Raw genomic sequence first — 22,454 nt, 5'->3', positions numbered from 1 at the left:
CGGCCCGCCCCGCCGCACCCGTGCCCACGGGCCGCCCCGCCGCACCCGTGCCCACGGCCCGCCCCGCCGCACCCGTGTGCTCGGCACGCTGCCTTCCCGCCGCGTCCGTGCACGAGACCCTGCCCTCCCGCTGCGCCTGTGCTCGGTACCGCGTCCCGCCGCGTCCGTCCGCCGGGCAGGCCCTGGTGGACCGGACCCGTCAGGTACCCCCCGGGCCGCCCTCCCCGTCGCCCTTCTCCATGTCGCCCTCCTGCATGTCGTCCACCTCCATGTCGTCGACCTCTATGTCGTCCTCCTCCGGGGCCCCGCCCTCGATGAGGCGCTCGGCGATGTCGTCGGCCCACTCCTGGGCCCAGCGGCGCAGTCCCGCGACGGCATCGGCGTCCAGGCCCTGCGAGGTGAACGCCCGGTCGTCGAGCCAGTCGGTCCCGGTCAGCCGGGCCTGGAGGTCGGTGAGGTCGAAGGTCTCCGGCGCGTGGCGGCGGCCCAGCTCCTCCAGTTCGGGGTGGCTCCAGCGGGCCGAGACGGCGTGCACGTCGACCAGGTCGCGGGCGAGCCCGCGGTCGGCCAGGTCCCGCACACGGGTACCGGCCAGGTCGTCCAGGGCCAGCGCCGGACCGAGCCCCGTCGGCACGGGCGGCCGCCACAGCACCTCCTTGCGGACCCCGACCGCGCACTCCTCGCCCGTCGCCGCGTCCGTGACGAGGAACTGGGCGGACAGCGGCTCGGTCTGCCGGGTCTGCACCAGCCAGCCCCGCGTCACCAGCCCCGACCGGACGGCACCGGCGATGGCGTCCATCCCGGCGGGGTGCTCGGTGGCGACGTCCACGTCCCGCCCGGACCGCTCCACCAGCCCGTGCGCCAGGACCGCGCAGCCGCCGGCGAGGACGAGGGAGTAGGGCTCGCCCACCGCGAGGAGATCCCCGAGCAGCCTCGGCCAGGGCTCGGGGACGGGGGAGGGGGCGGCCATGCCCTGATTATCGCCGGGGAGGTCTGCGGGGCCGACGTGATCGGCCCGGACGGGTGACGGCTCGCGCGCCGGGCCGCCTACGGCTTGCGCCCGACGCCGCAGTACGCGTCCACCGCGCCGACGCCGGCGTCGGCACCGTCCGACGGCCCCGGCCGCCACTCCGGCACCCGCACCACCCCCGGCTCCACCAGCTCCAGCCCCTCGAAGAACCCGGCGATCTCCGCGACCTCACGGACGTGGTACGGCACGGCCCCGCTCGCGTTGTACGCCTCGGACGCGGCGATCATGCCCGGGCTCGTCGCGGTGCTGTCGCTGATCACCAGATGGCTCCCGGACGGCAGCCCGGCCATGAGCCGCCGCACCAGGTCCTGCGCCTGCGCGTAATCGGCGACGTGCCCCAGCGTGTTGAGGATCATCAGCCCGACGGGCCGGGACAGGTCGAGTGTGCCCGCGGCGGCCTCCAGCACGGCCTCGGGGTCGTAGAGGTCGGCGTCCAGGTACGCGGTCCGGCCCTCGGGGGTGCTGGTGAGCAGGGCGTGGGCGTGGGCCAGGACGATGGGGTCGTTGTCGACGTACACGATCCGGGAGTCCGGGGCCACGCGCTGGGCGACCTCGTGGGTGTTGTCGGCGGTCGGCAGACCCGTGCCCACGTCCAGGAACTGCCGTACACCCTGCTCTCCGGCGAGGTACCCGACGGCGCGCCCCAGGAACCGGCGGCTGCTGACCGCCACGTCGACCAGACCCGGGAAGATCGACTTGATCTGGTCGCCGATCTCGCGGTCGACCTCGTAGTTGTCCTTGCCGCCGACGAAGTAGTTCCAGAAGCGGGCCGAGTGCGGCTTGGAGGTGTCGATACGGGCACGCAGGGTGTCGTCGGCCACGTCGGGGCCTCCTCTGAGCGGGGAAGGGGAACCGGTGCACCAACCTAGGCGAACTGGGCGGAAAGAAAAGGAGATTGATCAGATCCAGCGGTTCACGGGGGTGAAATTCCGGCCAGATCCGCCGCGCGGTGGCGCGATGCTACACCCCGCGGGAGGCGAGACCGCCCGGACCGTGCCCGCCCAGTTCACCGTCGGGGTGCCGTCCCTGCCAGGCCAGCCACACACCCCACGCGAGGGACCACAGCAGCAGCCCGGCGGCGAACGGTGCGCCGATCATGATCATGAACCCGGCGCCGATGTTGGCGCCGATGCTCCCCGCGGTGAGGATCCGCCACCCCACACCGGCCATGAGCCCGACGACCACCAGCGGCCCGAGCACCCCCCACCAGCGCTGGTCCATCGCCCCGCGCAGCGCGCCGCGCACCAGGACCGCGGCACCGGCGCTCACCAGCGCCAGGGCGAGACCGCCGATGACCGCGGCCGTGCCGTCCCCGATGTCCCAGGGCTGGAACGCGTAGTCCAGCTCACTGGCGGGCAGTCCGTCGTAGTTCTGCTGTCCCATCAGGCCCCACGCGGCGACGGGCACGCCGAGAACGAGCGCGACTCCGGACAGCAGCATTCCCCGTTGCTTCTTCATACGGCCATCGTGGCGGGGGCGGGCCGGGCGCGTCATGAGCACGCGTACTCAGATGCCCGGCCCACCCGGGTCCGCGGTCCGCGATCGGTGGTCCGCGTTCCGCGTTCCGCGTTCCGCGTTCCGCGTTCGGCGTTCCGCGTTCGGCGTTCCGCGTTCGGCGTTCCGCGTTCGGCGTTCCACGTTCCGCGTTCGGCGTTCGGCGTTCGGCGTTCGGCGTTCCGCGTTCCGCGGTCCGTGCGGGCAGCGGCCCTCTGGGAGAGGCCTGGTGGCGCGACGGCGTCGGCGCCGCCGTCGCGCCGCGGGTTCAGGCGGGGGGAACCGCCCTGCCCGTCTGGGGGGAGATCATCCCCGCGCACAGACCACGGGACGCCAGACCCTGGGCGATGCGGGGGAGCGCCGCGAGGGTGTTGGCGGACCAGTCGTGCATCAGGATGATCTGGCCGTCGGTCAGCCGGGCGGCGGCCTGGACGATCGCGTCGGTGCTCGCGCCGTTCCAGTCCTGGGAGTCCACGTGCCAGATGATCTCGGTCAGGCCGTGGCGGGCGGCCGCGGATCTCACGGTGGCGTTGGTCTCGCCGTACGGCGGGCGGAAGAGCTTCGGGGTGCCGCCGCCCGCGCCGGCGATGGCCTGCTGGGTCCGGGAGATCTCGGAGTCGATCTGGGACTGGCTCAGCCGGGTCAGGTGCGGGTGGGTGTAGCTGTGGTTGCCGACCCACATGCCCGCGGCCACCTGGGCCCTCACCAGGGCCGGGTTGGCGGCCGCGTACTGGCCCTGGTTGAACATCGTCGCCCGCAGCCCGTTCGCCCGCAGGGTGTCGAGCAGCCTGGTCGTGCTGCCGGACGGGCCGTCGTCGAAGGTGAGTCCGACGTAGCCGTTGCAGGCGGCGGCGGTGGGTTCCGGGGCGGCGGCGGACGCGGTGGCGGTGGTGGTGAGGGTGGCCGCCACCAGCGTCGCGAGAACGGTCAGCTTCGTGGCTCCGGTGCGGAGCCGTGCCGCGGTCCCCATCGTCACGGCCCCGTGTGCACGGTGATGTTCGAGCTGCCGCTGCTCTGGTATCCCTCCGTCGCCATGATCATGTAGTACTTGAAGTTGCCCATCGGCATCCCGGCGCGGGCCCACGCGTCGAAGTGGTTGCCGGCGGTGATGGTGCCGCCCGTCCTCTTCGACTGCCGCACGCTCCAGTACTGGTCGAAGGTCCGGGTGCCCTCGACGGACGGGGCGTTGTACCGCGTGGTCCTGTAGATGTCGTACGTGCCGCCGTCGCTGGTGACGGTGCCCTTGTAGGTGCCGGTCGGCCGGTACGTGCCCCAGTTGTCGACGATGTAGTACTCGACGAGCGGGTTCGCGGTCCAGCCGTAGAGGGTCAGGTACGCGTTGCCGGAGGGGTTGAACGAGCCCGAGTAGCTCACGGTGCGGCGCGCGCCGGTGCTCCAGCCCTTGCCCGCGACGAAGTTCCCGGTGTTGCGCCAGGAGGTGCTGTAACTGCCGCCGGAGGACAGGTTCATGGAGACCGTGCCCGGCGCGTCGGTCCAGAACGAGTAGAAGTAGCCGTTGTGGGTGCCGGTCTGGTTGGTGGTGACGACCGTGTCCGCGTGGGCGGTGCCCGGCATGGCCAGCGCGGCGAACGCGACCAGGAGCATGGTGCAGGCGCTGCTGACGAGCAGGCGTAAACGGTCTGACAGCTTGTTCACGGGGTGCTTCCTCCTTCGCCTCGTGGGTCAACCGGAGTGTTGGCCTGCCCCTGTCAACTGTCAACAGTTTCGGTCCGGGTTTCGAAATATTCGCAGGAGGCGGCGCCGGATTGTGAGGCGTAAGCCCGATTTATTCGGTGGTCATGGCCCTCGGCGAGCGTCCCCTGAATCGATCTCGGCGTCTTGCGGCCGGAATAGGGCAATCCGCTACCCGAATGTTTCGACTCTCCTCGGGGCGTGGCGCCGGACGCTGCACACCCCCTCGGCACCACCCCCGCCCTGTCGTACGCCCGGCGCACCCGGCTTCGGTCAGATCGTGCGGATCCGGGCATGAACGGATCGGGCACGCGGCCCGTACCCTTACCCGATCGAGGAGCGCGTCCGGCCGCCTTTCCTCGCCCTCGCGGGGCCCGTTCACACGGGTCGCGAGGACTGGGGAACGGGGCCGCGGGGGGATGTGAGGCGACGATGGTGGCGGCGAACGAAACGGTGCGCGGTGGGGGCGTACGTCCGGTGGATGCGGCGCGCTGGGCGATGTGGACCTGCGTCGCCGTCAACCTGGTGATCGTCGAGGCGCTGTTCCTCAGCGCCGGTTCGGGCAAGAACGAGGTGCTCACGGTCGCCAAGTTCTTCGGACTGCACGCCGCCCTGGTGATGCTCTTCCAACTGCTCCTGGTGGCCCGGCTGCCGTGGCTGGACCGACGCATCGGGATGGACCGGCTCACGGCGTGGCACCGCTGGGTCGGCTTCGCCCTGCTGTGGACCGTCCTCACCCACGCCACGCTCGTGGTCCTCGGCTACGCGACCCTCGACGACGCGCCCATGGGCAGGACGTTCCTCGCCCTGAGCGGAGTCCCGGCGTCCCTGCTGGGCATCCTGGCCGCCGCCGTCATCCTCGTGGTCGCCGTGCTCTCCACCCGCCCCCTGCGCCGACGGCTCCGCTACGAGGTCTGGCACGGTGCGCACCTGCTGCTCTACGTGGCCCTGGGACTGTCGTTCGTCCATCAGCTGCAGGAGACCACGACGTTCACGTCCTCCGCGTTCGCCACGGCCTACTGGTGGATCCTCTGGCTGTTCGCCTTCGGCGCCCTGCTGACGGGGCGCGTGGTCCTGCCGCTGTGGCGGAACGCCTACCACCGATTCCGTGTCGCGGCCGTGGTGCCGGAGTCGGACGACGTGGTCTCCGTGTACATCACGGGCCGCCACCTCGGCAGCTTCCCCGCCCGCGCCGGCCAGTTCTGCATCTGGCGCTTCCCCGGACACCACCACTGGTGGACGGCCAACCCCTTCTCCCTGTCGGCGGCGCCGGACGGGCGAGGGCTGCGCCTCACCGCGAGGGCGGCGGGCAGCACCAGCGCCGGCCTGCGGAACGTCCCGGTCGGCAGCCGTGCCTTCGTCGAGGGTCCGTACGGGGCGTTCACCTCGCTGCACCGGACCCGGCCGGGCGCCCTCCTGATCGCCGGCGGCGTGGGGATCACGCCCGTGCGGGCCATGCTGGAGGAGCGGGCGGTCGGTGACGTCGTCGTGCTGTACCGGGTGCGCAGCGAGGCCGACGCCGTGCTGCTGGACGAGGTGCGCGACCTGGTCGTGCTGCGGGGCGGACGACTGCACCTGCTCACCGGCAGGACCGGCGAGGGCGCCCCGCCGTTCGGCCCGAGCAGCCTGCGGCAGCTGGTTCCGGACATCGTCGAACGCGACGTGTACGTCTGCGGCCCGCCCGCCATGACGACGGCCGTCCTCTCCGGCCTGAAGGACCTCCAGGTCCCCGCACGGCAGGTGCACGCCGAGAGGTTCGGTCTGGCCTGACCGGCGGCTCGGCACGGGATCGGGGGAGGCCGCTCGTGCGTCGTGCGTCGTGCGTCGTGCGTCGTTCGTCGGCGGGAGGCGGCGAGGGGTCGACGGTCGCCCCTGGGCCCGACGGGTCGAACCTTGGCGTCGGCGCCGGTGAGCGGGCAGTACCGGGCCGGCGGCACCGGAGCCGGCGGCACCGGAGCCGGCGCCGCGAAACGGCCGAAGGTGCGGCTGCGGTGGCCCCCGCGAGCTGATAGACCGTGACAGGAAACGGACTGTGCCCCACCTGATTACGGTCTCCTCGGCGGGAACTCCCAGAGCCGAAGGACACGACCACCGACCGGTGCTGACGGGACGGAGACAGGGCCATGGACACCACCGCGAGCGAGGCCGGGGCGGGTACGGCCCCCGCCGGACTCCAGTTGCCGGGGATCGTGCTGGGAGTGGGACTCGGCGGATTCCTCGACGGCATCCTCCTGCACCAGCTCCTGCAGTGGCACCACATGCTCACCAGCACCAACGCCGACCGCATCGGCGTGAAGTACTACGACCCGGACACCGTGTCGGGGCTGGAGATGAACACCGTCTGGGACGGCGTGTTCCACACCGTGTGCTGGCTCGCCGTCCTCACGGGACTCGCGATCCTCTACTCCCGGGTCACCCACCACCGTCGCCGCGTCTGGACCTCCCGGGTGCTGTGGGGCTGGATCCTGGTCGGCTGGGGTCTGTTCAACCTCGTCGAAGGCATCCTGGACCACCACATCCTGGGCATCCACCACGTCTACGCCGGTGACCACCAGATCTGGTGGGATCTGGGCTTCCTGCTGCTGGGCGCCCTGCTGGTGACCGGCGGCTGGCTGCTCCAGCGCGGCGGCGGGCCCACCGCACCCGAGACCCCGGCGGGCCGTGCCCCCCGGATCGCCTGATGCACCACGAGCACCCCGCCCCCGGCGGCCCCTCACCTGACGACGTACCGGCGGCACTGGCGGTGCTGGGAGTACTGCTGTCCGCCACCACGTACCTCGCCCTGGCCCACCGAGCGCGGCGCCGCAACCCGGCCCGTGGCTGGAGCCCTTGGCGCACGGCGGGCTTCCTCACCGGGCTGGCCCTGCTGGCCGTGGCGCTCCTGCCCCCGGTCGCTCCCTTCGCGCACGCCGACTTCCGCGGGCACATGGTCCAGCACCTGCTGATCGGCATGTACGCCCCGCTGGCCCTGGTCCTCGGCGCGCCCGTCACGCTCCTGCTCCGCGTGCTGCCCGCCCCTCACGCCCGCCGTCTCACCGCGGTCCTGCACAGCCGCCCGGCCCGCATGCTGACGCACCCCGCCGTCGCCCTGCTGCTGTCCACGGGCAGCCTCGCGGTCCTCTACTTCACCCCGCTCCACGACACCGCGACGGCCCACCCGGCAGGTCACTGGCTCCTGCACCTGCACTTCCTCCTGTCGGGCTGCCTGTTCGCCCACGCCATCGCCGGCCCGGACCCCGCCCCGGCCCGCCCCGGCGTCCGCGCCCGGCTGGTCTGGCTGGGCGCGGCCATCGCCGGGCACGCGGTGATCTCCCAGCTGATGTACGGCGGCTTCTGGGTGCACGTCCACGCCCCCGTACCGGAGGTCCAAGGCGGCGCGGAGATCATGTACTACGGCGGCGACATCGCCGAACTCCTCCTGGCGGCGGCCCTGATCGCCACCTGGCGACCCGACCGCCGCACTCACCCGGCTCGCCCGGGCCGGTCCGTGCCGGGGGCGACGAGGGCGGCGGGGGCGGCGGGGGCGGCGGGGGTGTGAGCGGCGGGCCATCAGCACAGGGGCCCCGGAATGCTCCGGGGCCCCTGACCGCCTGCTTCGCGTCACGGGGCAGGGTGCCCGCCGGTGGTCCGCCCTCCGCGGAACTGAACGCCGTGATGCATGACCAACGCTTTCTGCGCGCCGTCATCCCGGTCAGACCGCCGTCACACAGACGGCTCCCGGTCTCGCGGCGGACGTCGCCGTACCCCTTCAGCCGATGAGGCCGACCGACACCAGGCCACCACCCGCGGCGACCGCGCAGGCGAGTCCGCGCTGCCACCAGGTGACCGTCTCGGGACGGCCCCGCGTCGCCAGCACCATGACGGAGTTGGCGGCGAACGCGGGCAGCAGGATGCCGAACAGCGCGAACGTACCGATCGCGGACAGAGTCCACTCGACCTGTGCTGTCAGTGCACCGACCACCACCGCGGCAGCGGCGAGCGCGTACAGGACCCCCGACACGAGCGTGATGTCGTCCCTCTTCAGCGGAGCGGGACCGCGCCCTTTGTGGTGGCGCCAGTGACGGCGCTCGGTGCCGAACCGCGCCAGGATCATGATCGCCACCTCGACGACGAGGGCGATCACCGCAACGTGCTCGATCGTCATGACATCACCTCACTTGCTGCAGGCCTGGGAGATGGCGGAAATGCCGATGAACGCCTTGACGGCCTCGCGCTCCTTGGAACCGACATGCTTGCCGTTCACGAAGCGCCAGATGATGTTGGCGGTCTTCTTCGCGCCGTACCTCTTGAACAGCGCGACCGCGCGGGCGACCTTGATGCTGGATCCGGCCGGCGCGAAGCTGATCAGGACGGCCGCGACGGCGGCACCGCACTTGACGACGAACTTCGTCTTGTCCCACAACCCGAAGGCGGTGACCGTACGGCTTCCCGTGCCGCCACCGGTGAGCTGGGCGAGGGCGGAGGCACGCACCTCCGCGTAGGCGAAAACGGGCAGCAGCGCGGCCTGAGCCTCCGCATCGCCGGGATAGGCGGCCTGAACCAACTGCTGCGCGCTCGGTGCGGCGGGCAGTGCGGCCAGGCGTGCCCGCAAGACGTCCGCCTCCGGGGCGGGTCGGGTCAGGGCTATGTCCAGCGCGGCAGCGAACTGCTCTTCGGTCACCCCGAGTTCGGCCACACCCTGCGCGAGTACGGCGCCCTGCTCCTGCTCCGCGGGCGTGAGACCCGAGTCGTCCACGACCGGAGTGCCGCTGACACTGGTCCGCGATATCGGCTCCGAGGCATGGGCACCTGTGGCAGTGGCGAAGAGCGCACCGGCGGTCAGGGCAGCGACGATCATGGCGCTGGTACGGCGGCACACGCTGCGCGGCCTGGTACTGGTGGTCATACGAGATTCCCCGTGTTTCATGTTCACTTATATGAGGCGTTGGTCCGCCTCTGTGGTCGAAATGAACATATGACCTCGGTGAAGCCGCGGTGAAGGATCTTGAGCAAGACCAGAGCTTGTCGCTCCGCAGGGGCATGCACACCGCGGCTGAAGCGTGGGCGTACCCCGCGGCGGCAACGGCGCTCGGACAACACGCATCTGCGGTTTCGGCGTGGCCCCGGTCGGTCTCGGGTGCAGGTGATGGCCTGGCTGTGAGGAGGAAACCTGTCGATGCTGGGCCGATGCCTGGGCAGCGCAGGAGAAGACGTCAGCACAGGGATGAGACCGCGGTGGGCTGCCCGTTTGGAGCCGGAGCGGGCCACTGGTAGGTGCTTTTCGAGGGGCTGCCCCTGAAGCTCCTCAGTCCGCCGGGATCAGATGCGCCCAGATGGTGCCGAGCCTCTTGAGCAGGGCACACTGCTCGTCGATCCAGCCGCGGTCCACTTCGAGGGAGAGGGCCAGCCTGGTGGTCTGCTGGTCTGCGATGGTGACCGTGATCCCATCGTGGTCGTCCTCCCGCCAGTTCAGGCGGATACCGATCTCGGCGACTCGCGCAGCCTCACGCCAGACGGCGTCGTGTCCCGCGGCGACCTCGTCCAATACATGTGCCCAGCCGGCCAAGTCTCCTGGATCCACATAGGTGTCGAGGACACCGGCCACGAAATCGTTGTGGACCAGGAGCTGCCCCGTCACGTCCGGGATGCCCGGGGCATAGGAGTCGTTCAACTCGACCACGACACTGCCGCCGTACTTACCGGTGATTCGCATCAGTGCGAACCGCTGGTCTCCTTCATGTCCCACCCCTGGGTATTCGGTCCAGTTCTGATGCCACGCACCCTAAGCGGCACCACTGACGCTGCCTGCTGCGCTCACCGTCTCAATAGGGGACTCGAGACCTGTCTTCTTGCCCTGGGTCTTGCCGGGTATCTTGGCGACCTGGGTTTTCGCTGCTCAGGAGCGGTGAGCTCGTGCGCCTGGTGGTCGTCGTCGGTCGTCATCGGCCACTGCCGAGCGGCCTCGGACGGCCTACGGACGGCCCAACTCCTCGGTCTGCGTGCGGTGCGGGCACGTCTTTGTCGGGCCGCCGGGTGGGCAACTGCGGCGGAGCAACTTCCGGGACGACTGGGTCAAGACCCGGAAAGCTGCGGGCGTCATTGCTGAGCTTCATTTCCACAATCTGCGGCACACGGGCAATACGCTGGCCTCGACGGCCGGCGCCAGCACGCGGGAGCTGATGACGAGGACGGGGCACAGCAGTTCCCGGGCCGCGCTGATCTACCAGCACATGACCAGCGACCGGGACCGGGCCATCGCCGATCGGCTCGGGGCCATGATCCGCGACGGCGGGGAGGGGCCTCCGGCTAGGGGATGTGGACTCTGGTGGCACGCGTGTGGCACGGCCTCGAACACGACGAAGGGCCAGCCTGGGAGGAAACCCCTCCTGAGCTGGCCCTTAAGTCTGTGCCCCCGGCAGGATTCGAACCTGCGACACCCGCTTTAGGAGTTCGGCCTGACCGGCTGTTCCCCCGTGCTGCGCGGGGCGGCCGTGGCCGTGTCAGACCGCGCCGCGCCGCTGCTGTCCGCTGTCGTTGATGTCAGCCATGGATGTCACCTCACACAGGCTGGGGTCACTTACGACGCTTGCGCGCCTTCGCCTTGCGTTCGGCTTCCTTGCGCTTCTCGATGGTGTACGACGACCACTCGCCACGGTGCAAGTTGCATCGCGACGCACCGACCATCGCCAGGCGCCGGCACCGAGTGCCCTTCTCCGTGAGCGCGCCACACCTGGACTGCGTACGAGCCACGTCTCCCACCCCCGGTCTCGACCGTTGTGCGGACCAGTGCAGGATTGCCGGGCACATGTGCTCTTTGGGAGGCGCACTGCTCCGCGCAGCGGTGCACGGCGGGCCAGGGAGGTTGCTCGGGGGCGCACGCTTTCCAACTGTGGTGGTGGGGTGCTGGGCGGTGTACAGGGGTGTTCACCTGCGTTCATGGGCAGCTGGCTGTCGGTGCTCGGGCGGTTAAGGGTCTCGCCTGAACGACCGTGAACGCGGCTGATGAGACGGAAACTGAGACGGCTCCCACGTGGCCGCGCAGCGCAGTAGGCGCTACCCCAGAGCGACGAAGTTCGCTACGGTGCCGACAAGGACACCGACGAACAGCGCGATGGGGCCGCGGTACATCCCCCAGAATGATTGCTTGGCCCCGGCGACATACTCGCGCAGGCCATCAAGTTGATCTCGTAGCGATTGCCGCGTGGCTGTGAGGTCACCCTGAAATGACGTCTCGATGCGAGTGCGGAGCCTCTCGTCCCGCTGGTCGAGGTCTGTGAGCAGAGTGCGCCTCCACGCATCCAACTCTTGCACGCGCTGCTCAAGCGTTCTTGCTTCGCTCGTCATGGGGTGGGCATGGAAAGCCTCACTCGCGGCGCCAATATCCGAACTGTAGACCCTGAGCGGCTGGGAGAGATACCTGTTGAGGCGTAGTTGGGCCCGCCTGACATCGAAAACTGTCAGTCCGATGCCACCCGCTTCGAGGACCGCTGATACACCGTAGAGAATCCCGGCAGCGCAAGACATGCCCGGAAGATACGGCATTGTGTGACGAGTGGAAGCCTCTCGTGCTGCCCGTGGGCGCGACTTCACCCCATGAATGAAGCACGCACTGACTCTCGGCCTTTCGGGAGGATCTGACGCTGTGTCCTACGGTTCGCAGGACGAACAGTGGCCCCTGATGATGTGGTCGCCATCGAGCCGACGGCAGGCACGGAGCAGGACATCACCTCTGGAAGCTTGAGTCCTATAACGGCGGTTGATGGGCTGACCTCCGACGGAGCGACGTTGGGGTCTTGGTCGCATCCGGGTCGAGGTCCTGCTGTTCCCCGTGGTGCCCCCGCAGGATCTGGCAAGCGAATGGCACGGGCTCTGTGCATCGAACGGCCCCTTGGGGAGCTGGGCCCCGGGTGTCTGAGCCTCAGCCGACGACAGTCAGCCACAATGGCGGGTGCGCCGACCGGTCAGGCGCGCGTGTGCCTCGCTGCACCCCCCACCGGCCCACAGCCACGCTGCTGGTGCCATCCAACACAGCAAGCCTGACGGCCGGCCCGTGATGATTGCGCTTTGGTCCTCGGCTTGAGTGCACAGCGGTTCGTATCGCACGGCTGTCGGCCACGGAGCCTCGGTGCGCAGTTGAATTGGCCCCGTTAACCTCCGTGGCTTCTCGCTATACCGGCACAGTTCAGACACGCTCTCAAGGCAACCCTTGTCCGTCTGACTACTTGAAGCGCTTCGACGCGGCAAGCGCCTCATTGGTTTTCATTTTGCGAAGATCCTCGCCATCGCGCACGTAGTACTCCTCATCGAAGCTGGATAGCTCTGACTGGGTGGGAATTCTGATGATCACGTATGATCGCCCAGAGTAAGTGACGGTGTCCACGTTCGCCAGGACAGCACTCTTTAGCGGCTCACTTATAGGAGAACCCTGAATGGCTCCCAAGATTTTCCGCGTGTAATCGCTAAGCTGGATTCCTAGAACTCGGCATTCCCGGTCCACGCCGACGAGAAGTTGTCGTCCCATACGGAGAGCCACGACGGAATCGAGCTGTTCAACTCGTTCTGCGTCCTTGTCGGTATCCGCTACACCGAATACGATGTATCCATCCGCTTCGGGTCCTACATTCGCGATGGCTGAGATTATTTTTGGCAGCTTCTCGAGAAACCTCTGATTGATTTCTCGCTTGTCGTTTAGCGAAACTAGCCCCTGTTTGAATTCGTAGCGTGCACTCTCTATTGGTGCCCGCCTAATGATGTTAGGAAACTCGATCTCCATGGCGGGACCGTGAGTGAGTGCTGGTTGCGGTGCACTGGCGAAGTGCTTCTCTAGGAGGCCGCGAACAATATCAATGTTCTCCTGGCGCTGCTGCTCGGTCGTTGTATTTCTGCTGGGGGTCAACTTAGCAGACACCTTGCGAATAGCAGCGAATGCCGCTTTAGGGTCTGCGAGCTGCTTCTGTTGCCTGATCATGAGATCATAGAACGCCATAAATATTGCATAGAAGGGCGTTTTGGCGGAAGTGAAGCTGCTAGTGCTGACGTGCGATCTGAAAGCGCCGCTAACGCCCGGCCGCTCGGACTCCACCATGGTTTTCATGGCACCAAGCACATCCTTTACAGCGCTAGCTAGAGTATCAGTTCCATAAGCGTTCAGGTCAATGGCAAGCGAGTAGCTTTCAGGGGTAGTTGGGTCGAAGTATTTATCGAGCACATCGGAGCTAACGCTAAACGTATTGCCCCTGACGACTGAAATGCAAATATCCGCTAGAAGCTGCTCATCTTCACTTTGCTGCAGCTGGCGCGGGTTCAGAACTCCCAGACTGCACCAAAAAGTCTCTTCTGCTGCGATCCCATATCCCAGTCTTTCGCGTGCGGAATCAATTGAGACAACCGGCATCTTGGTGAGCGGGAGTACGTCGGGTGAGCCGTCGTATCTAAAGTCGGAAGCAAGCCTCCTGACCATCCGAACGAAATCGCTGACGACACCTGCCTGGCGTTTCTCCTGCGCACTGAGTTGGCGGCCTCCTGAGTTGATGCGCCGGAAGACTTCGGTGACTTGCGTTTCCTCTTTCGAATCGAAGATGGTCACGGCTAGCTGATAGTCAAGCAAGTCTGCACACTTGCTTGCTGGAAGAAGATCAGGCTTTCCAGGTTCGGCTTTAAATGCTCCAGCCTCTGCGAATTGGCGCGCTCGCGAGAATTCCTTGAGGTCGAAGAATTGCTTTGCATCGTCGACTGGAATGGCGTATTTGTGTTCAATGTATCCAAAGATGGCATCCAGTCTCTGCATTCCATCAATGATTTCAAAGTCGCCGTCCACTGTTTCGGCAAAGAGGAACAGTGGGATTGGGAACCCTTTTAGGATGCTGTCAATCAAATGGACTTTTTCGTCTACCCCCCAAACGAGTTTCCTTTGATAGTTGCGATTCACAATAAGCTTTTCGCTTCGATACAGGCTGTAGGCTTCTTGGATCGACATCCCTCGGGGTGTAATGGACATTATGAGCCTCCTGTCGATCATGTCTGATGACGCGTCAGGTGCAACATCTACCTACTGCAGATCGACCAAGAGGCGAGAGTTGGATCTTGTCGGAATTTGTGTGATTCGATCGCCTCGGCCACGGCTTACCTCTTCTCCGGGCATCCGGCGGCTGATCGCTGTGCGCGCGGCACGGGCGCCGGCCGGGCTGGAGCGGGACGTAGGCAAGAGCGCAGGCCCGGCCGGGGGTCGGGCCGCGCGCGGTGAGCGGAGCGAGCCGCCTTGAACCAGTAGAGAAGCTTCTCCGCCGACTACGACAGCCGCGCCGCCGCCGAGCTGGCCGCCCGCACCCACCGCTGCCCCGTGCGCTGAAGGGATTCCCGACCCGTGACCGTCAGCCTTCCGCTTGTCGTCGTCCTCGGCTTCTTCGCCTGGGGAGCAGTCAGGTTCCTCGGCGTCCGTGTCTGGATCGTCGTCCTGATCGCCCTCTTCGGCTTCTGGCTCTCCCGCACCTTCCTCGCACCCGCCATCGAGTCCGGCACACGTTCCGGCGTGACCGTCATCAACGGCTCACACGCCTAGACGAGTAGATAAGGAGAGCTGGCCCGTGTTCCTCCCGAAGTACCCCGACAGCCCGACCCCGCCGCCCGCGCACACTCACACCCCGACCGAGCCGGCACCCGTACGGCGCTCGCTCCCGTCGGTCTCCATCGATCAGAAGACCGTCGTGGCCCTGGTCGTCGGCGGGGTCGTCCTCACCGCGCTCCTGGCGGCCGTCGCCGTCACGGCCATTTCCGTAGCCGTTGCCGCCGTCGTCCTGCGCTCCATGCTCCGCGACCACCACCGCCGCTGAACCGCGCTGGCCTCCGGGGCGGCGGCACACGACCAAGCATCTCGCCGCCCCGGCGCCTGCTCCTCCCGACCGAGCCAGTCAGAAGGGGAATCGCCATCTTCACCCGCACTACTCCGGCCCCACTTCCGGAACTCGCGAATCTGGCCGCCCAGGGCACGCTGCCGGGTATCCTCCGCTAGCTCTCCGGACTCGGCGGCTGCACCAACCCGATCCGCCTCGACGGCCACCGCACCGAGTACGACGTCGACACCGGCAACGGGGAGATCGGCAACGTCCTCCACCACCTCGATTCGTCCAGCCTCCCGGCCGGGCAGCTCCTCGTCCGCTGCAACAACCGCCGCACGACCCGCTGCGCCGCCTGCGCCGAGGTCTACCGCCGCAACACCTCCCACCTGATCACCTCCGGCCTGCGTGGCGGCAAGGGCATCCCCGAACACGTCGCCGCGCACCCGCGCGTGTTCGCCACCTTCACCGCGCCGAGCTTCGGCCCGGTCCACAACCGCCCCTCCAGCGGGCGTCCCTGCCGCTGCGGCACCCATCACGACCAGGACGACGACGTACTCGGCTCCCCGATCGACCCGGACACCTACGACTACGAAGCCGCCGTGCTCTGGAACGCCCACGCCGGTCCACTCTGGCGGCGCTTCTCCACCTACCTGCGCCGAGAGGTCGCCAAGCGCGCCGGCCTGTCCCAGCGGCGCTTCCGCGAGCACGCCCGCGTGTCCTTCGCCAAGGTCGCCGAGTACCAGAAGCGCGGCGCGGTCCACTTCCACGCCGTCATCCGCATCGACGGCCCCAGCGGCGGCGACACCCCACCCCCCACCTGGGCCACGGCCGAACTGCTTACGGACGCCATCCGCGCTGCCGCTGCCAGGGTTCGCGTGGACGGCCCGGTCATCGAGGGCCGCAGCCACACCTTCACCTTCGGTCGCCAACTCGACGTACGCACCATCCGCTCGGCCGACTTCAACGGCGGCCAGGAACTCACCGAACGGGCCGTTGCCGCCTACATCGCCAAGTACGCCACCAAGGGTGCGGAGACCGCGACGGGAGCTCTGGACCGGCCGCTCAAGTTCGCCGCCGAAGTCGCCCAGCTCGACATCAGCGACCACGCCCGCCGGCTCATCCGCACCGCCTGGACCCTCGGCGCCCGCAAGGACCTCGAACACCTCCGCCTGCGCGCCTGGGCCCACATGCTCGGCTTCCGCGGCCACTTCTCCACCAAGTCCCGCCGCTACTCCACCACCCTCGGCGCCCTCCGCGACGCCCGCGCCGAATGGCGCCGCGCCCAAGCCACAGCAGCCAACGGCACCGAGCCCGACACCACGTACGTCCTCGCCCACTGGGTCTTCGCCGGTACCGGCCTCTCGGACGCCGAAGCCTGGCTTGCCGCATCCCTCGAACCCGCACCCGGAACGGAAGGAGAGCCCACCCGTGGCTGACCGCTACCTCACTGTCGCGCAGGTAGCCGAACTTCTCGGCACTACCGAGCGCTTCCCGCGCCGCCTGGTTGCCGAGCGACGCATCGCGTTCGTCAAGGTTGGTCGGCACGTCCGCATCCCCGAAGGCGCGCTCAAAGACTTCATCGACGCCAACACAGTGCAGCCGATCGGTGAGCGGCGCGGTTCCCTGCGGAGGGCTGCCTGATGGCCAACAAGAGAGGAAGGCGCCGGAGCTTCGGTTCGGTCAGGCAGCTTCCGTCCGGTCGCTGGCAGGTCCGATACCGCGACCCGGAGACCGGTCAACTGCGCCCGGCCGAGAAGACCTACGCGTCCAAGACTGAGGTCCAAGTCGCTCTGACACACATCGAGTCGGACGTAGCGCGTGGGCAGTGGTCAGACCCGGACGCCGGGGCGGTGAACTTCCAGGAGTACGCCACCGCGTGGCTGCGGGACCGGAATCTGGCCGATCGGACCCGTGAGCGGAACGAGTCGGTCATGCGGCTGCACATCCTGCCGACCTTCGGGGCTGGGAGTGTTGCCGACGTGACGACGGCCCGGGTACGCGGCTGGCGCGGCAAGCTTCTTGCGGCCGGCGTCGGTGAGCCGACGGTGGTCAAGGCGTATCAGCTGCTGCGTGCCCTGATGAACACAGCTGGACGACGAGCTGATTCGGCGCAACCCGTGCCGGATCAAGGGTGCGGACCGCTACGACGTGCCCGAGCGGCCCGTCCTCACGGTGGCGGAGGTCTTCGCCATCGCCGACTCCATCGCGCCGCGTTACCGGCTGCTCGTGCTCCTGGCGGCCTTCACCACGCTCCGGTTCGGGGAGCTGGCGGCCCTGCGGCGCCGGGACATCGACCTGGAAGGACTGACTGTCACCGTGCGCCGTGCTCAGGCCGAGCTCCAGGACGGCCGACTCTTCGACAAGGCACCGAAGTCCGCCGCAGGGGTGCGCTCCGTCTCCTTCCCGGCCGAACTCCTCGACGCGGTCACGCGCCACCTGGAGCACTTCGCCGCTTCCGGCCGCGACGGGCACGTCTTCGTCGGGCCGCAGGGTGGGCAACTGCGGCGCAGCAATTTCCGGGATGACTGGGTCAAGGCTCGGAAGGCCGCAGGAGTCACGGCCGAGCTGCACTTTCACGACCTGCGGCACACGGGCAACACGCTGGCCTCGACGGCCGGGGCCAGCACACGGGAGCTGATGACGCGGATGGGGCACAGTAGCTCCCGAGCCGCGCTGATCTATCAGCACATGACCAGCGACCGGGACAGAGCCATCGCGGACCGCCTCGGGGCCATGATCCGGGGCGGCGGGGGAGTGGCTTCAGGTACCCCCGGAGAGGACGCCGAACGGACGTAGTGGCACGCGTGTGGCACGGCGCCTGAAACGGCTAAGGGCCAGCCTGGGAGGAAACCCCTCCTGAGCTGGCCCTTCTGGCTGTGCCCCCGGCAGGATTCGAACCTGCGACACCCGCTTTAGGAGAGCGGTGCTCTATCCCCTGAGCTACGAAGGCAGCGGCAGTGGACGCGCAGGGCGTCGTGCCTGTGGTCTGGGAGGACCACAGGCGTCAGCGTACCGGATGCGGGTCGGGCGGGGGTGGGGTCAGGTCAGGGGGACGTGGGTGAAGCGGCCCGCGGTGTGGAGGTCCTGTTCGATCTTGGTGGCCGTCGCGGTGAGGGCGGGGAGCAGGTCCGTCACGCACTCGTCGAGCGTGTGGCGGCTGGCGTGCATCGCTGTGTTCAGGGCAGCCACCACCCTGCCCGAGCGGTCGCGGATGGGGACCGCCAGGGAGCGGAGGCCTTCTTCCAGTTCCTCGTCCAGCAGTGCGTAGCCCTGGGAGCGGATCGTGGAGAGGTCCTTGAGGAGGGCGTGCGGGTCACCCGGCGTGGGGGTTCGAGGCGGGGCGTCCGCGAGGAGGACTCTGCCCGGTGCCGTCGCGTGTGCCGGCAGACGTGTGCCCACTGTGATGTTCACGCTCATCACACGGCCCGTCGCCATCCTCGCCGTGTACTGGATCTCCTCGCGCGAGTCCGAGAGGACCGCCAGGGACGTCGACTCGTGGATGCGGGACGTCAGGTCCGCCAGGTGGGGCTGGGCGATCTCGGGCAGGGACGTGCGGGACAGGGGCGGGAAGCCCAGGGAGAGGACCCGGGGCGTGAGCGTGAAGGTGCGCGGGGTGGGGCTGGTCACCAGGTCCAGGTGCGCGTAGGTGATCAGGGCCCGGCGGGCCGTCGCCCTCGCCAGGCCCGTTGCCTGGGCCACCTCCGTGAGCGTCAGCTCCGGCCTGCTCTCGCCGAACGCCGTGAGGACCGTCAGGCCGCGCGCCAGCGACTCGATGAAGTCCCGGCCGAGCTGTAGTTTGGACGCGCCCGTCCAGAGCGCCAGGTCGGCGGGGCGCGGGCCGGGCTCGGGGGGCGGGGTGCGGCGCAGGTCCTGCTCCATCTCCGCCACCGCCGCCCGCAGTCGGGGCAGGAGCGTGGTCCGCAGGCTGTGGGCCGTGTGGCGGCTCGTGTGGCTGACCACGCTCGCCACGCACGCGATCCGGTCCCGGTCCCGGCCTGTTCCGGCGGCCGGGTACGGGGCTCGGACCGGTACCGCCACCGCCACCAGGCCCGGTTCGATCAGCTGGTCGTCCAGGGCCCAGCCGTTCTCCGACGCCTCCCGGGCGCGGCGCACGAAGTCCTCGTCGTACCGCGCGTCCGCTCCGTGCGTGCGCGGCGGTACGGCCGTGAAGGACAGGTCCCGCGGGTCCGCCGCTCTGCGGGTCCGCCAGCGTTGCCAGTCGGTGTCCGTCCACTCCGTCGCGAACAGCGGGCCGGGCGCGGTGCGTTCGGCGGGCAGCAGGTCGCCGATGCGGAAGCTCAGGGACATCGCGCGGCGGCGAGTCGCCTGGTGGATGAAGCGGATGCCGTCGCGGTCGGCCACCGCCAGGGAGACCGACTCGTCGAGTTCGTCGGCCAGGGCGTCCGCCCGGGCGGAGAGCAGGGCGGGCAGCCGCAGGGCGGCCAGGTAGGCGTTGCCCAGTTCCATCAGGCGGGGCGCCAGGTGGACGTCGCGGCCGTCGACGCGGACGTAGCCCATGCGTGCGAGCGTGGCCGTGATGCGGTCGACCGTGGAGCGGGCGAGGCCCGTGGAGCGTTCCAGGCCGCTCAGGCTCAGCGTGCCGCCCGCCTCCGTCAGCTCGCGCAGCACCGCGATTCCTCGGATGAGGGGAGTGACCGCCTCGGCGGGGGCCGGGGCTCCTGTTCCTGCGGGCCTTCCTCCGGCTGTGCTCCCTCCGGCTGTGCTCCCTCCGGCTGTGCTCCCTCCGGCTGTGCCCCGTTCGGCCGTGCTCGGTCCGGCTGTGCTCCCTCCGGCTGTGCCCCGTTCGGCCGTGCTCGGTCCGGCTGTGGTCGGTCCGGCTGTGCTCCGTTCGGCTGTCCTCCATCCGGCCTTGGCCGGCCCTCCCCCAGCCGCAGCGGGACTGCCCTCGGATGGCGTGGCAGCCCCGTCGGGGACGTCGTTCGTCGGCTTCGCTGGCATCGGCTCTCCGGTACGGCGGTCGCGGCACGCCTACCGTAATCCGGAGGATCGCCCCGCTTCCGCGGGTGCTCCCGCTACTCCCTCGTCACCCGCACCCGGTGCGCCCCCGCCGCCTCCGTCCCCGTCACCTCGATCTCCACGCCGTTGCGGGGATCGCGGAACCTCTCCCCGGGCGTGAACGGGGCGTCCGACAGTTCCGCGTGGACGTTCGGCGTGCGCGTGCAGCCGCCGCTGTCGCGGCGGGAGTCGTGGACCTTGATCGGGCCCATGCCCGTGTCCACTCCGGCGTCGACCTTGTAGACCAGGACGCCCGGGCGGCACACGGCCTCGTCGTTGCCGCCGCGGGTGCGCACTTCGACGGCGTAGCCGGTCCGGGTGTCCAGGGGGACGAAGACGAGTTTGGAGCCGCCGGCCTCGGCCAGCGGGGTCAGGGTGTGTTCCGTCGTGCCGCGCGACGCCGCGCAGTGCACCTGGGAGGCGTCCAGCCAGCCCAGTTTCCACTTGTGCCAGCCGAGGAAGTCGTTGTTGGCGCCCCAGTCCTCGCTCATGATGTCCCAGTGCCCGACCGCGCCCCCGCCCTCCGCGGTGTACAGGTCGGGCAGGCCGAAGACGTGGCCGTTCTCGTGGGGGAGGACGCGGTAGCCGGTGCGGTCGTAGGAGCCGGAGCCGTCGTCCTGGCGGGAGTAGACGAAGGAGGCGTTGGCGACCGGGGTGCCGTCGGCGATCGGGGCCTCGGGGTTGCCGGCGAAGGTGACGGACAGGACCGTCTCCAGGGCGGAAGGGCCGGCGTTGGGCGTGACCAGCACGTTCAGCAGGTCGTACGCCCGGAAGTCCACCTCGGGGTCGGCCACGGTCACGATGTCCTGGACCAGGGTGCGGTAGCCGGGGTCGAAGGGGGCCCCGCGTTCTATGCCGTACTGGCGGAAGGACCTCGGCATCCGCAGCCACTCCGGGATGGGGGTCTCGGGGCGGTAGTCGAGGCGGCCGTAGGAACTGGTGCGGAACCACTCCCGGGTCTGCGGGAAGAACTCCCGGTAGCGGTCCAGGGCCTGGCCCTCGCCGGGCGCGTCCGAGAAGTCGATCATCAGGTTGAGGGCGCGGACGGTCCCGGTGGATCGGGCGTAACCGGCGTTGGTGGGGATGCCCTCGGACATCTGGACCTCGCGGGGGCCGCGGATCAGGCAGGGCTCGTGCGCGGAGGTGTGGGACAGGGCGGCCGGGCCCGCTCCGGCCGTGCCGGCGCCGGGGGCGAGAGGGCCCGTGCCGGCTGCGGTGCTCACGGTGAACGTCAGGGCGGTGACGCAGGCCAGGGCCGCCAGCCTGCGGCCGGATATCCGGTGGCCGGGTATCCGATGGCCGGATATGCGGTGACCCGGCGGCCCCGAGTCGCCGGACCTGGGCCGCCGGGGCTGTGGCTGTATGCAAGGAACCTGCAAGGGACCTCCCGCGCCACGGCAGCCCCGGTGTCCGGCTGCACCCTTGCGATCACCCTGCGTCGCGGGGGGAGGGGACGCCCGTTGGAGGAGACCGATCGTGGGTTTCTCGCCGGTAGGTCGTGGGTTCCCGGTGGGTGTGGGCGCGGGCGTGGGTGTGACGGTGTGATTCAGGTCACAAAGAAAAAGTCCGAGGGTGGGAAATACCGGGGACCCAGTCCCCGTTTAGTCAGGTGTCCGAGCGAAGCGGGGATCCTCTCCCCGGATCGCGGCACCATCTCAGACCAGGAGTGCACCGTGCAGACCGCAGACCCCGTACAGCGCAAGGCGCCCCGGCCCCGTGCCGACGCCCTGCGCAACCGGGAGCGGATCGTCGCCGCCGCCCGGGAGATGTTCGTGGAGCACGGCGCCGAGGTGCCGCTCGACGAGGTCGCCCGCCGGGCTGGCGTCGGCAACGCCACGGTGTACCGCAACTTCCCGGACCGCGACGCGCTCGTGCGCGAGGTCGTCTGCTCCGTCATGGACCGCCTGGTCCGTGCGGCCGAGCAGGCGCTCGCCGAGTCCGGGGACGCCTTCGGGGCCCTGGAGCACTTCGCGCACACCGCCGTCGACGAGCGGATCAGTGCGCTGTGCCCCATGGTCTCCAGCACGTTCGACCGGAACCACCCCGACCTCGAGGCCGCGCGTCTCCGCGTCGAGCGGCTCGCCGCGGAGATCATGGACCGTGCCAAGGCGGCCGGCCAGCTCCGTGACGACGTCGAACTCGGCGACGTCATGATCGGCCTCGCCCAGCTCAGCCGGCCCCCGGCCGGTACGGAGTGTCTCCTCGTCGACCGTTTCGTCCACCGTCACCTTCAGCTGTTCCTGGACGGCATGCGGGCTCCGGCCCCGTCCGTGCTGCCGGGTACGGCCGCGACCATGGAGGCTCTCCGCACACCCTGAACATCCGGCACCGGTTCCGTGTGAGTGATCGGTTCCGCGTAGACCGGTGACCGATTAGTTCCGCCCGCTCCGCCTGTCTGCAGTTCGCAG

19 protein-coding genes, 1 tRNA gene and 5 pseudogenes are annotated in these 22,454 nt (G+C 69.1%); 12 read left to right on the top strand and 13 right to left on the bottom strand.

Going from position 1 to position 22,454, the window contains the following annotated elements; translation table 11 throughout:
* Nucleotides 1-292 precede the first annotated feature (292 nt).
* From ABZY20_RS13555 to ABZY20_RS13535, 5 genes and pseudogenes are all read right to left on the bottom strand, one after another.
* Nucleotides 293-970: pseudogene (locus ABZY20_RS13555) on the bottom strand (hypothetical protein); the annotation flags it as partial.
* Between the two features lie 77 nt (nt 971-1,047).
* Nucleotides 1,048-1,851, bottom strand: a complete 804-nt coding sequence (locus tag ABZY20_RS13550) for an SAM-dependent methyltransferase (RefSeq protein ID WP_356441056.1) — start codon at nt 1,849-1,851, stop codon at nt 1,048-1,050.
* A gap of 139 nt (nt 1,852-1,990) precedes the next feature.
* Nucleotides 1,991-2,488: a hypothetical protein gene (locus ABZY20_RS13545; RefSeq protein WP_356441054.1), complete on the bottom strand. Its 498-nt coding sequence runs from the start codon at nt 2,486-2,488 to the stop codon at nt 1,991-1,993.
* Between the two features lie 304 nt (nt 2,489-2,792).
* Nucleotides 2,793-3,494 (bottom strand): polysaccharide deacetylase family protein, encoded by a 702-nt coding sequence (locus ABZY20_RS13540; protein ID WP_356441706.1) that lies wholly within the window; start codon nt 3,492-3,494, stop codon nt 2,793-2,795.
* A gap of 2 nt (nt 3,495-3,496) precedes the next feature.
* Entirely contained in the window at nt 3,497-4,180 is a 684-nt protein-coding gene (locus ABZY20_RS13535; protein WP_356441051.1) for a glycoside hydrolase family 11 protein, read from the bottom strand.
* 534 nt (nt 4,181-4,714) lie between these two features.
* Here ABZY20_RS13535 and ABZY20_RS13530 point away from each other — a divergent pair.
* The 3 genes from ABZY20_RS13530 to ABZY20_RS13520 all read left to right on the top strand — a co-directional run bounded on the left by ABZY20_RS13530 (nt 4,715) and on the right by ABZY20_RS13520 (nt 7,754).
* Nucleotides 4,715-5,986, top strand: coding sequence for a ferredoxin reductase family protein (locus ABZY20_RS13530; RefSeq protein ID WP_356441704.1), 1,272 nt, complete (start codon nt 4,715-4,717; stop codon nt 5,984-5,986).
* A 353-nt stretch (nt 5,987-6,339) separates the two neighbouring features.
* A complete protein-coding gene (locus ABZY20_RS13525; RefSeq protein ID WP_356441048.1) occupies nt 6,340-6,897 on the top strand; it encodes a DUF2243 domain-containing protein in 558 nt (185 codons plus the stop codon).
* The gene (locus tag ABZY20_RS13520; protein WP_356441046.1) at nt 6,897-7,754 is read left to right on the top strand and encodes a cytochrome c oxidase assembly protein; all 858 of its coding nucleotides are present in this window, start codon (nt 6,897-6,899) and stop codon (nt 7,752-7,754) included. The genes ABZY20_RS13525 and ABZY20_RS13520 overlap by 1 nt, the downstream gene beginning before the upstream one ends.
* A 210-nt stretch (nt 7,755-7,964) precedes the next feature.
* On the opposite strand, the gene ABZY20_RS13515 is transcribed toward ABZY20_RS13520, so the two are convergent.
* From ABZY20_RS13515 to ABZY20_RS13505, 3 genes are all read right to left on the bottom strand, one after another.
* Nucleotides 7,965-8,360, bottom strand: coding sequence for a hypothetical protein (locus ABZY20_RS13515; RefSeq protein ID WP_356441043.1), 396 nt, complete (start codon nt 8,358-8,360; stop codon nt 7,965-7,967).
* Nucleotides 8,361-8,369: 9 nt separating this feature from the next.
* Nucleotides 8,370-9,101, bottom strand: coding sequence for a hypothetical protein (locus ABZY20_RS13510; protein WP_356441040.1), 732 nt, complete (start codon nt 9,099-9,101; stop codon nt 8,370-8,372).
* A gap of 399 nt (nt 9,102-9,500) precedes the next feature.
* Nucleotides 9,501-9,908 (bottom strand): DUF5959 family protein, encoded by a 408-nt coding sequence (locus tag ABZY20_RS13505; RefSeq protein ID WP_356441037.1) that lies wholly within the window; start codon nt 9,906-9,908, stop codon nt 9,501-9,503.
* A gap of 295 nt (nt 9,909-10,203) precedes the next feature.
* Here ABZY20_RS13505 and ABZY20_RS13500 point away from each other — a divergent pair.
* Nucleotides 10,204-10,488: pseudogene (locus ABZY20_RS13500) on the top strand (tyrosine-type recombinase/integrase); the annotation flags it as partial.
* Between the two features lie 760 nt (nt 10,489-11,248).
* On the opposite strand, the gene ABZY20_RS13495 reads toward ABZY20_RS13500, so the two are convergent.
* Together ABZY20_RS13495 and ABZY20_RS13490 are read right to left on the bottom strand one after the other, a co-directional pair.
* Complete coding sequence (locus ABZY20_RS13495; RefSeq protein ID WP_356441034.1) at nt 11,249-11,539, bottom strand: hypothetical protein; 291 nt, start codon at nt 11,537-11,539, stop codon at nt 11,249-11,251.
* An 874-nt stretch (nt 11,540-12,413) separates the two neighbouring features.
* Nucleotides 12,414-14,171, bottom strand: a complete 1,758-nt coding sequence (locus ABZY20_RS13490; RefSeq protein WP_356441031.1) for a DUF262 domain-containing protein — start codon at nt 14,169-14,171, stop codon at nt 12,414-12,416.
* 300 nt (nt 14,172-14,471) lie between these two features.
* On the opposite strand from ABZY20_RS13490, the pseudogene ABZY20_RS13485 reads away from it, so the two are divergent.
* From ABZY20_RS13485 to ABZY20_RS13455, 7 genes and pseudogenes are all read left to right on the top strand, one after another.
* Nucleotides 14,472-14,543 (top strand): annotated as a pseudogene (locus ABZY20_RS13485) (mobile element transfer protein); the annotation flags it as partial.
* Between the two features lie 15 nt (nt 14,544-14,558).
* Nucleotides 14,559-14,753 (top strand): hypothetical protein, encoded by a 195-nt coding sequence (locus tag ABZY20_RS13480; RefSeq protein WP_102910781.1) that lies wholly within the window; start codon nt 14,559-14,561, stop codon nt 14,751-14,753.
* 25 nt (nt 14,754-14,778) lie between these two features.
* Nucleotides 14,779-15,024: a hypothetical protein gene (locus ABZY20_RS13475; protein WP_053670607.1), complete on the top strand. Its 246-nt coding sequence runs from the start codon at nt 14,779-14,781 to the stop codon at nt 15,022-15,024.
* Between the two features lie 158 nt (nt 15,025-15,182).
* Nucleotides 15,183-16,466: pseudogene (locus tag ABZY20_RS13470) on the top strand (replication initiator).
* Nucleotides 16,459-16,671, top strand: coding sequence for an excisionase family DNA-binding protein (locus tag ABZY20_RS13465; protein WP_356441028.1), 213 nt, complete (start codon nt 16,459-16,461; stop codon nt 16,669-16,671). The pseudogene ABZY20_RS13470 and the gene ABZY20_RS13465 overlap by 8 nt, the downstream one beginning before the upstream one ends.
* A pseudogene (locus ABZY20_RS13460) lies at nt 16,671-16,988 on the top strand (site-specific integrase); the annotation flags it as partial. The gene ABZY20_RS13465 and the pseudogene ABZY20_RS13460, both read left to right, overlap by 1 nt.
* 190 nt (nt 16,989-17,178) lie before the next feature.
* The gene (locus ABZY20_RS13455) at nt 17,179-17,826 is read left to right on the top strand and encodes a site-specific integrase (RefSeq protein ID WP_356441025.1); all 648 of its coding nucleotides are present in this window, start codon (nt 17,179-17,181) and stop codon (nt 17,824-17,826) included.
* Nucleotides 17,827-17,907: 81 nt separating this feature from the next.
* Here ABZY20_RS13455 and ABZY20_RS13450 read toward each other — a convergent pair.
* The 3 genes from ABZY20_RS13450 to ABZY20_RS13440 form a co-directional block, all read right to left on the bottom strand.
* A tRNA-Arg gene (locus ABZY20_RS13450) sits at nt 17,908-17,980 on the bottom strand.
* An 89-nt stretch (nt 17,981-18,069) separates the two neighbouring features.
* Nucleotides 18,070-19,674, bottom strand: coding sequence for an IclR family transcriptional regulator C-terminal domain-containing protein (locus tag ABZY20_RS13445; RefSeq protein WP_356441702.1), 1,605 nt, complete (start codon nt 19,672-19,674; stop codon nt 18,070-18,072).
* A 389-nt stretch (nt 19,675-20,063) separates the two neighbouring features.
* Complete coding sequence (locus ABZY20_RS13440; RefSeq protein WP_356441700.1) at nt 20,064-21,308, bottom strand: M6 family metalloprotease domain-containing protein; 1,245 nt, start codon at nt 21,306-21,308, stop codon at nt 20,064-20,066.
* Nucleotides 21,309-21,719: 411 nt separating this feature from the next.
* Between ABZY20_RS13440 and ABZY20_RS13435 the strand changes: the two genes are divergently transcribed.
* A complete protein-coding gene (locus tag ABZY20_RS13435) occupies nt 21,720-22,364 on the top strand; it encodes a helix-turn-helix domain-containing protein (protein ID WP_356441023.1) in 645 nt (214 codons plus the stop codon).
* Nucleotides 22,365-22,454: the final 90 nt, after the last annotated feature.

Origin of the sequence: Streptomyces sp. NPDC006624, from assembly GCF_040611555.1 — a bacterium.
Taxonomy (GTDB): Bacteria; Actinomycetota; Actinomycetes; order Streptomycetales; family Streptomycetaceae; genus Streptomyces.
The sequence above is the reverse complement of the archived record's forward strand: the minus strand, read 5'-3'. Positions and strand labels throughout refer to the sequence as shown.

What these genes read in the sequence shown, in the direction of transcription:
- ABZY20_RS13490 (WP_356441031.1), bottom strand. Translation starts at nt 14,171, where the DNA reads ATGTCGATCCAAGAAGCCTACAGCCTGTATCGAAGCGAAAAGCTTATT.
- ABZY20_RS13495 (WP_356441034.1), bottom strand. Translation starts at nt 11,539, where the DNA reads ATGACGAGCGAAGCAAGAACGCTTGAGCAGCGCGTGCAAGAGTTGGAT.
- ABZY20_RS13510 (WP_356441040.1), bottom strand. Translation starts at nt 9,101, where the DNA reads ATGACCACCAGTACCAGGCCGCGCAGCGTGTGCCGCCGTACCAGCGCC.
- ABZY20_RS13505 (WP_356441037.1), bottom strand. Translation starts at nt 9,908, where the DNA reads ATGCGAATCACCGGTAAGTACGGCGGCAGTGTCGTGGTCGAGTTGAAC.
- ABZY20_RS13515 (WP_356441043.1), bottom strand. Translation starts at nt 8,360, where the DNA reads ATGACGATCGAGCACGTTGCGGTGATCGCCCTCGTCGTCGAGGTGGCG.
- ABZY20_RS13530 (WP_356441704.1), top strand. Translation starts at nt 4,715, where the DNA reads ATGTGGACCTGCGTCGCCGTCAACCTGGTGATCGTCGAGGCGCTGTTC.
- ABZY20_RS13525 (WP_356441048.1), top strand. Translation starts at nt 6,340, where the DNA reads ATGGACACCACCGCGAGCGAGGCCGGGGCGGGTACGGCCCCCGCCGGA.
- ABZY20_RS13520 (WP_356441046.1), top strand. Translation starts at nt 6,897, where the DNA reads ATGCACCACGAGCACCCCGCCCCCGGCGGCCCCTCACCTGACGACGTA.
- ABZY20_RS13545 (WP_356441054.1), bottom strand. Translation starts at nt 2,488, where the DNA reads ATGAAGAAGCAACGGGGAATGCTGCTGTCCGGAGTCGCGCTCGTTCTC.
- ABZY20_RS13540 (WP_356441706.1), bottom strand. Translation starts at nt 3,494, where the DNA reads ATGGGGACCGCGGCACGGCTCCGCACCGGAGCCACGAAGCTGACCGTT.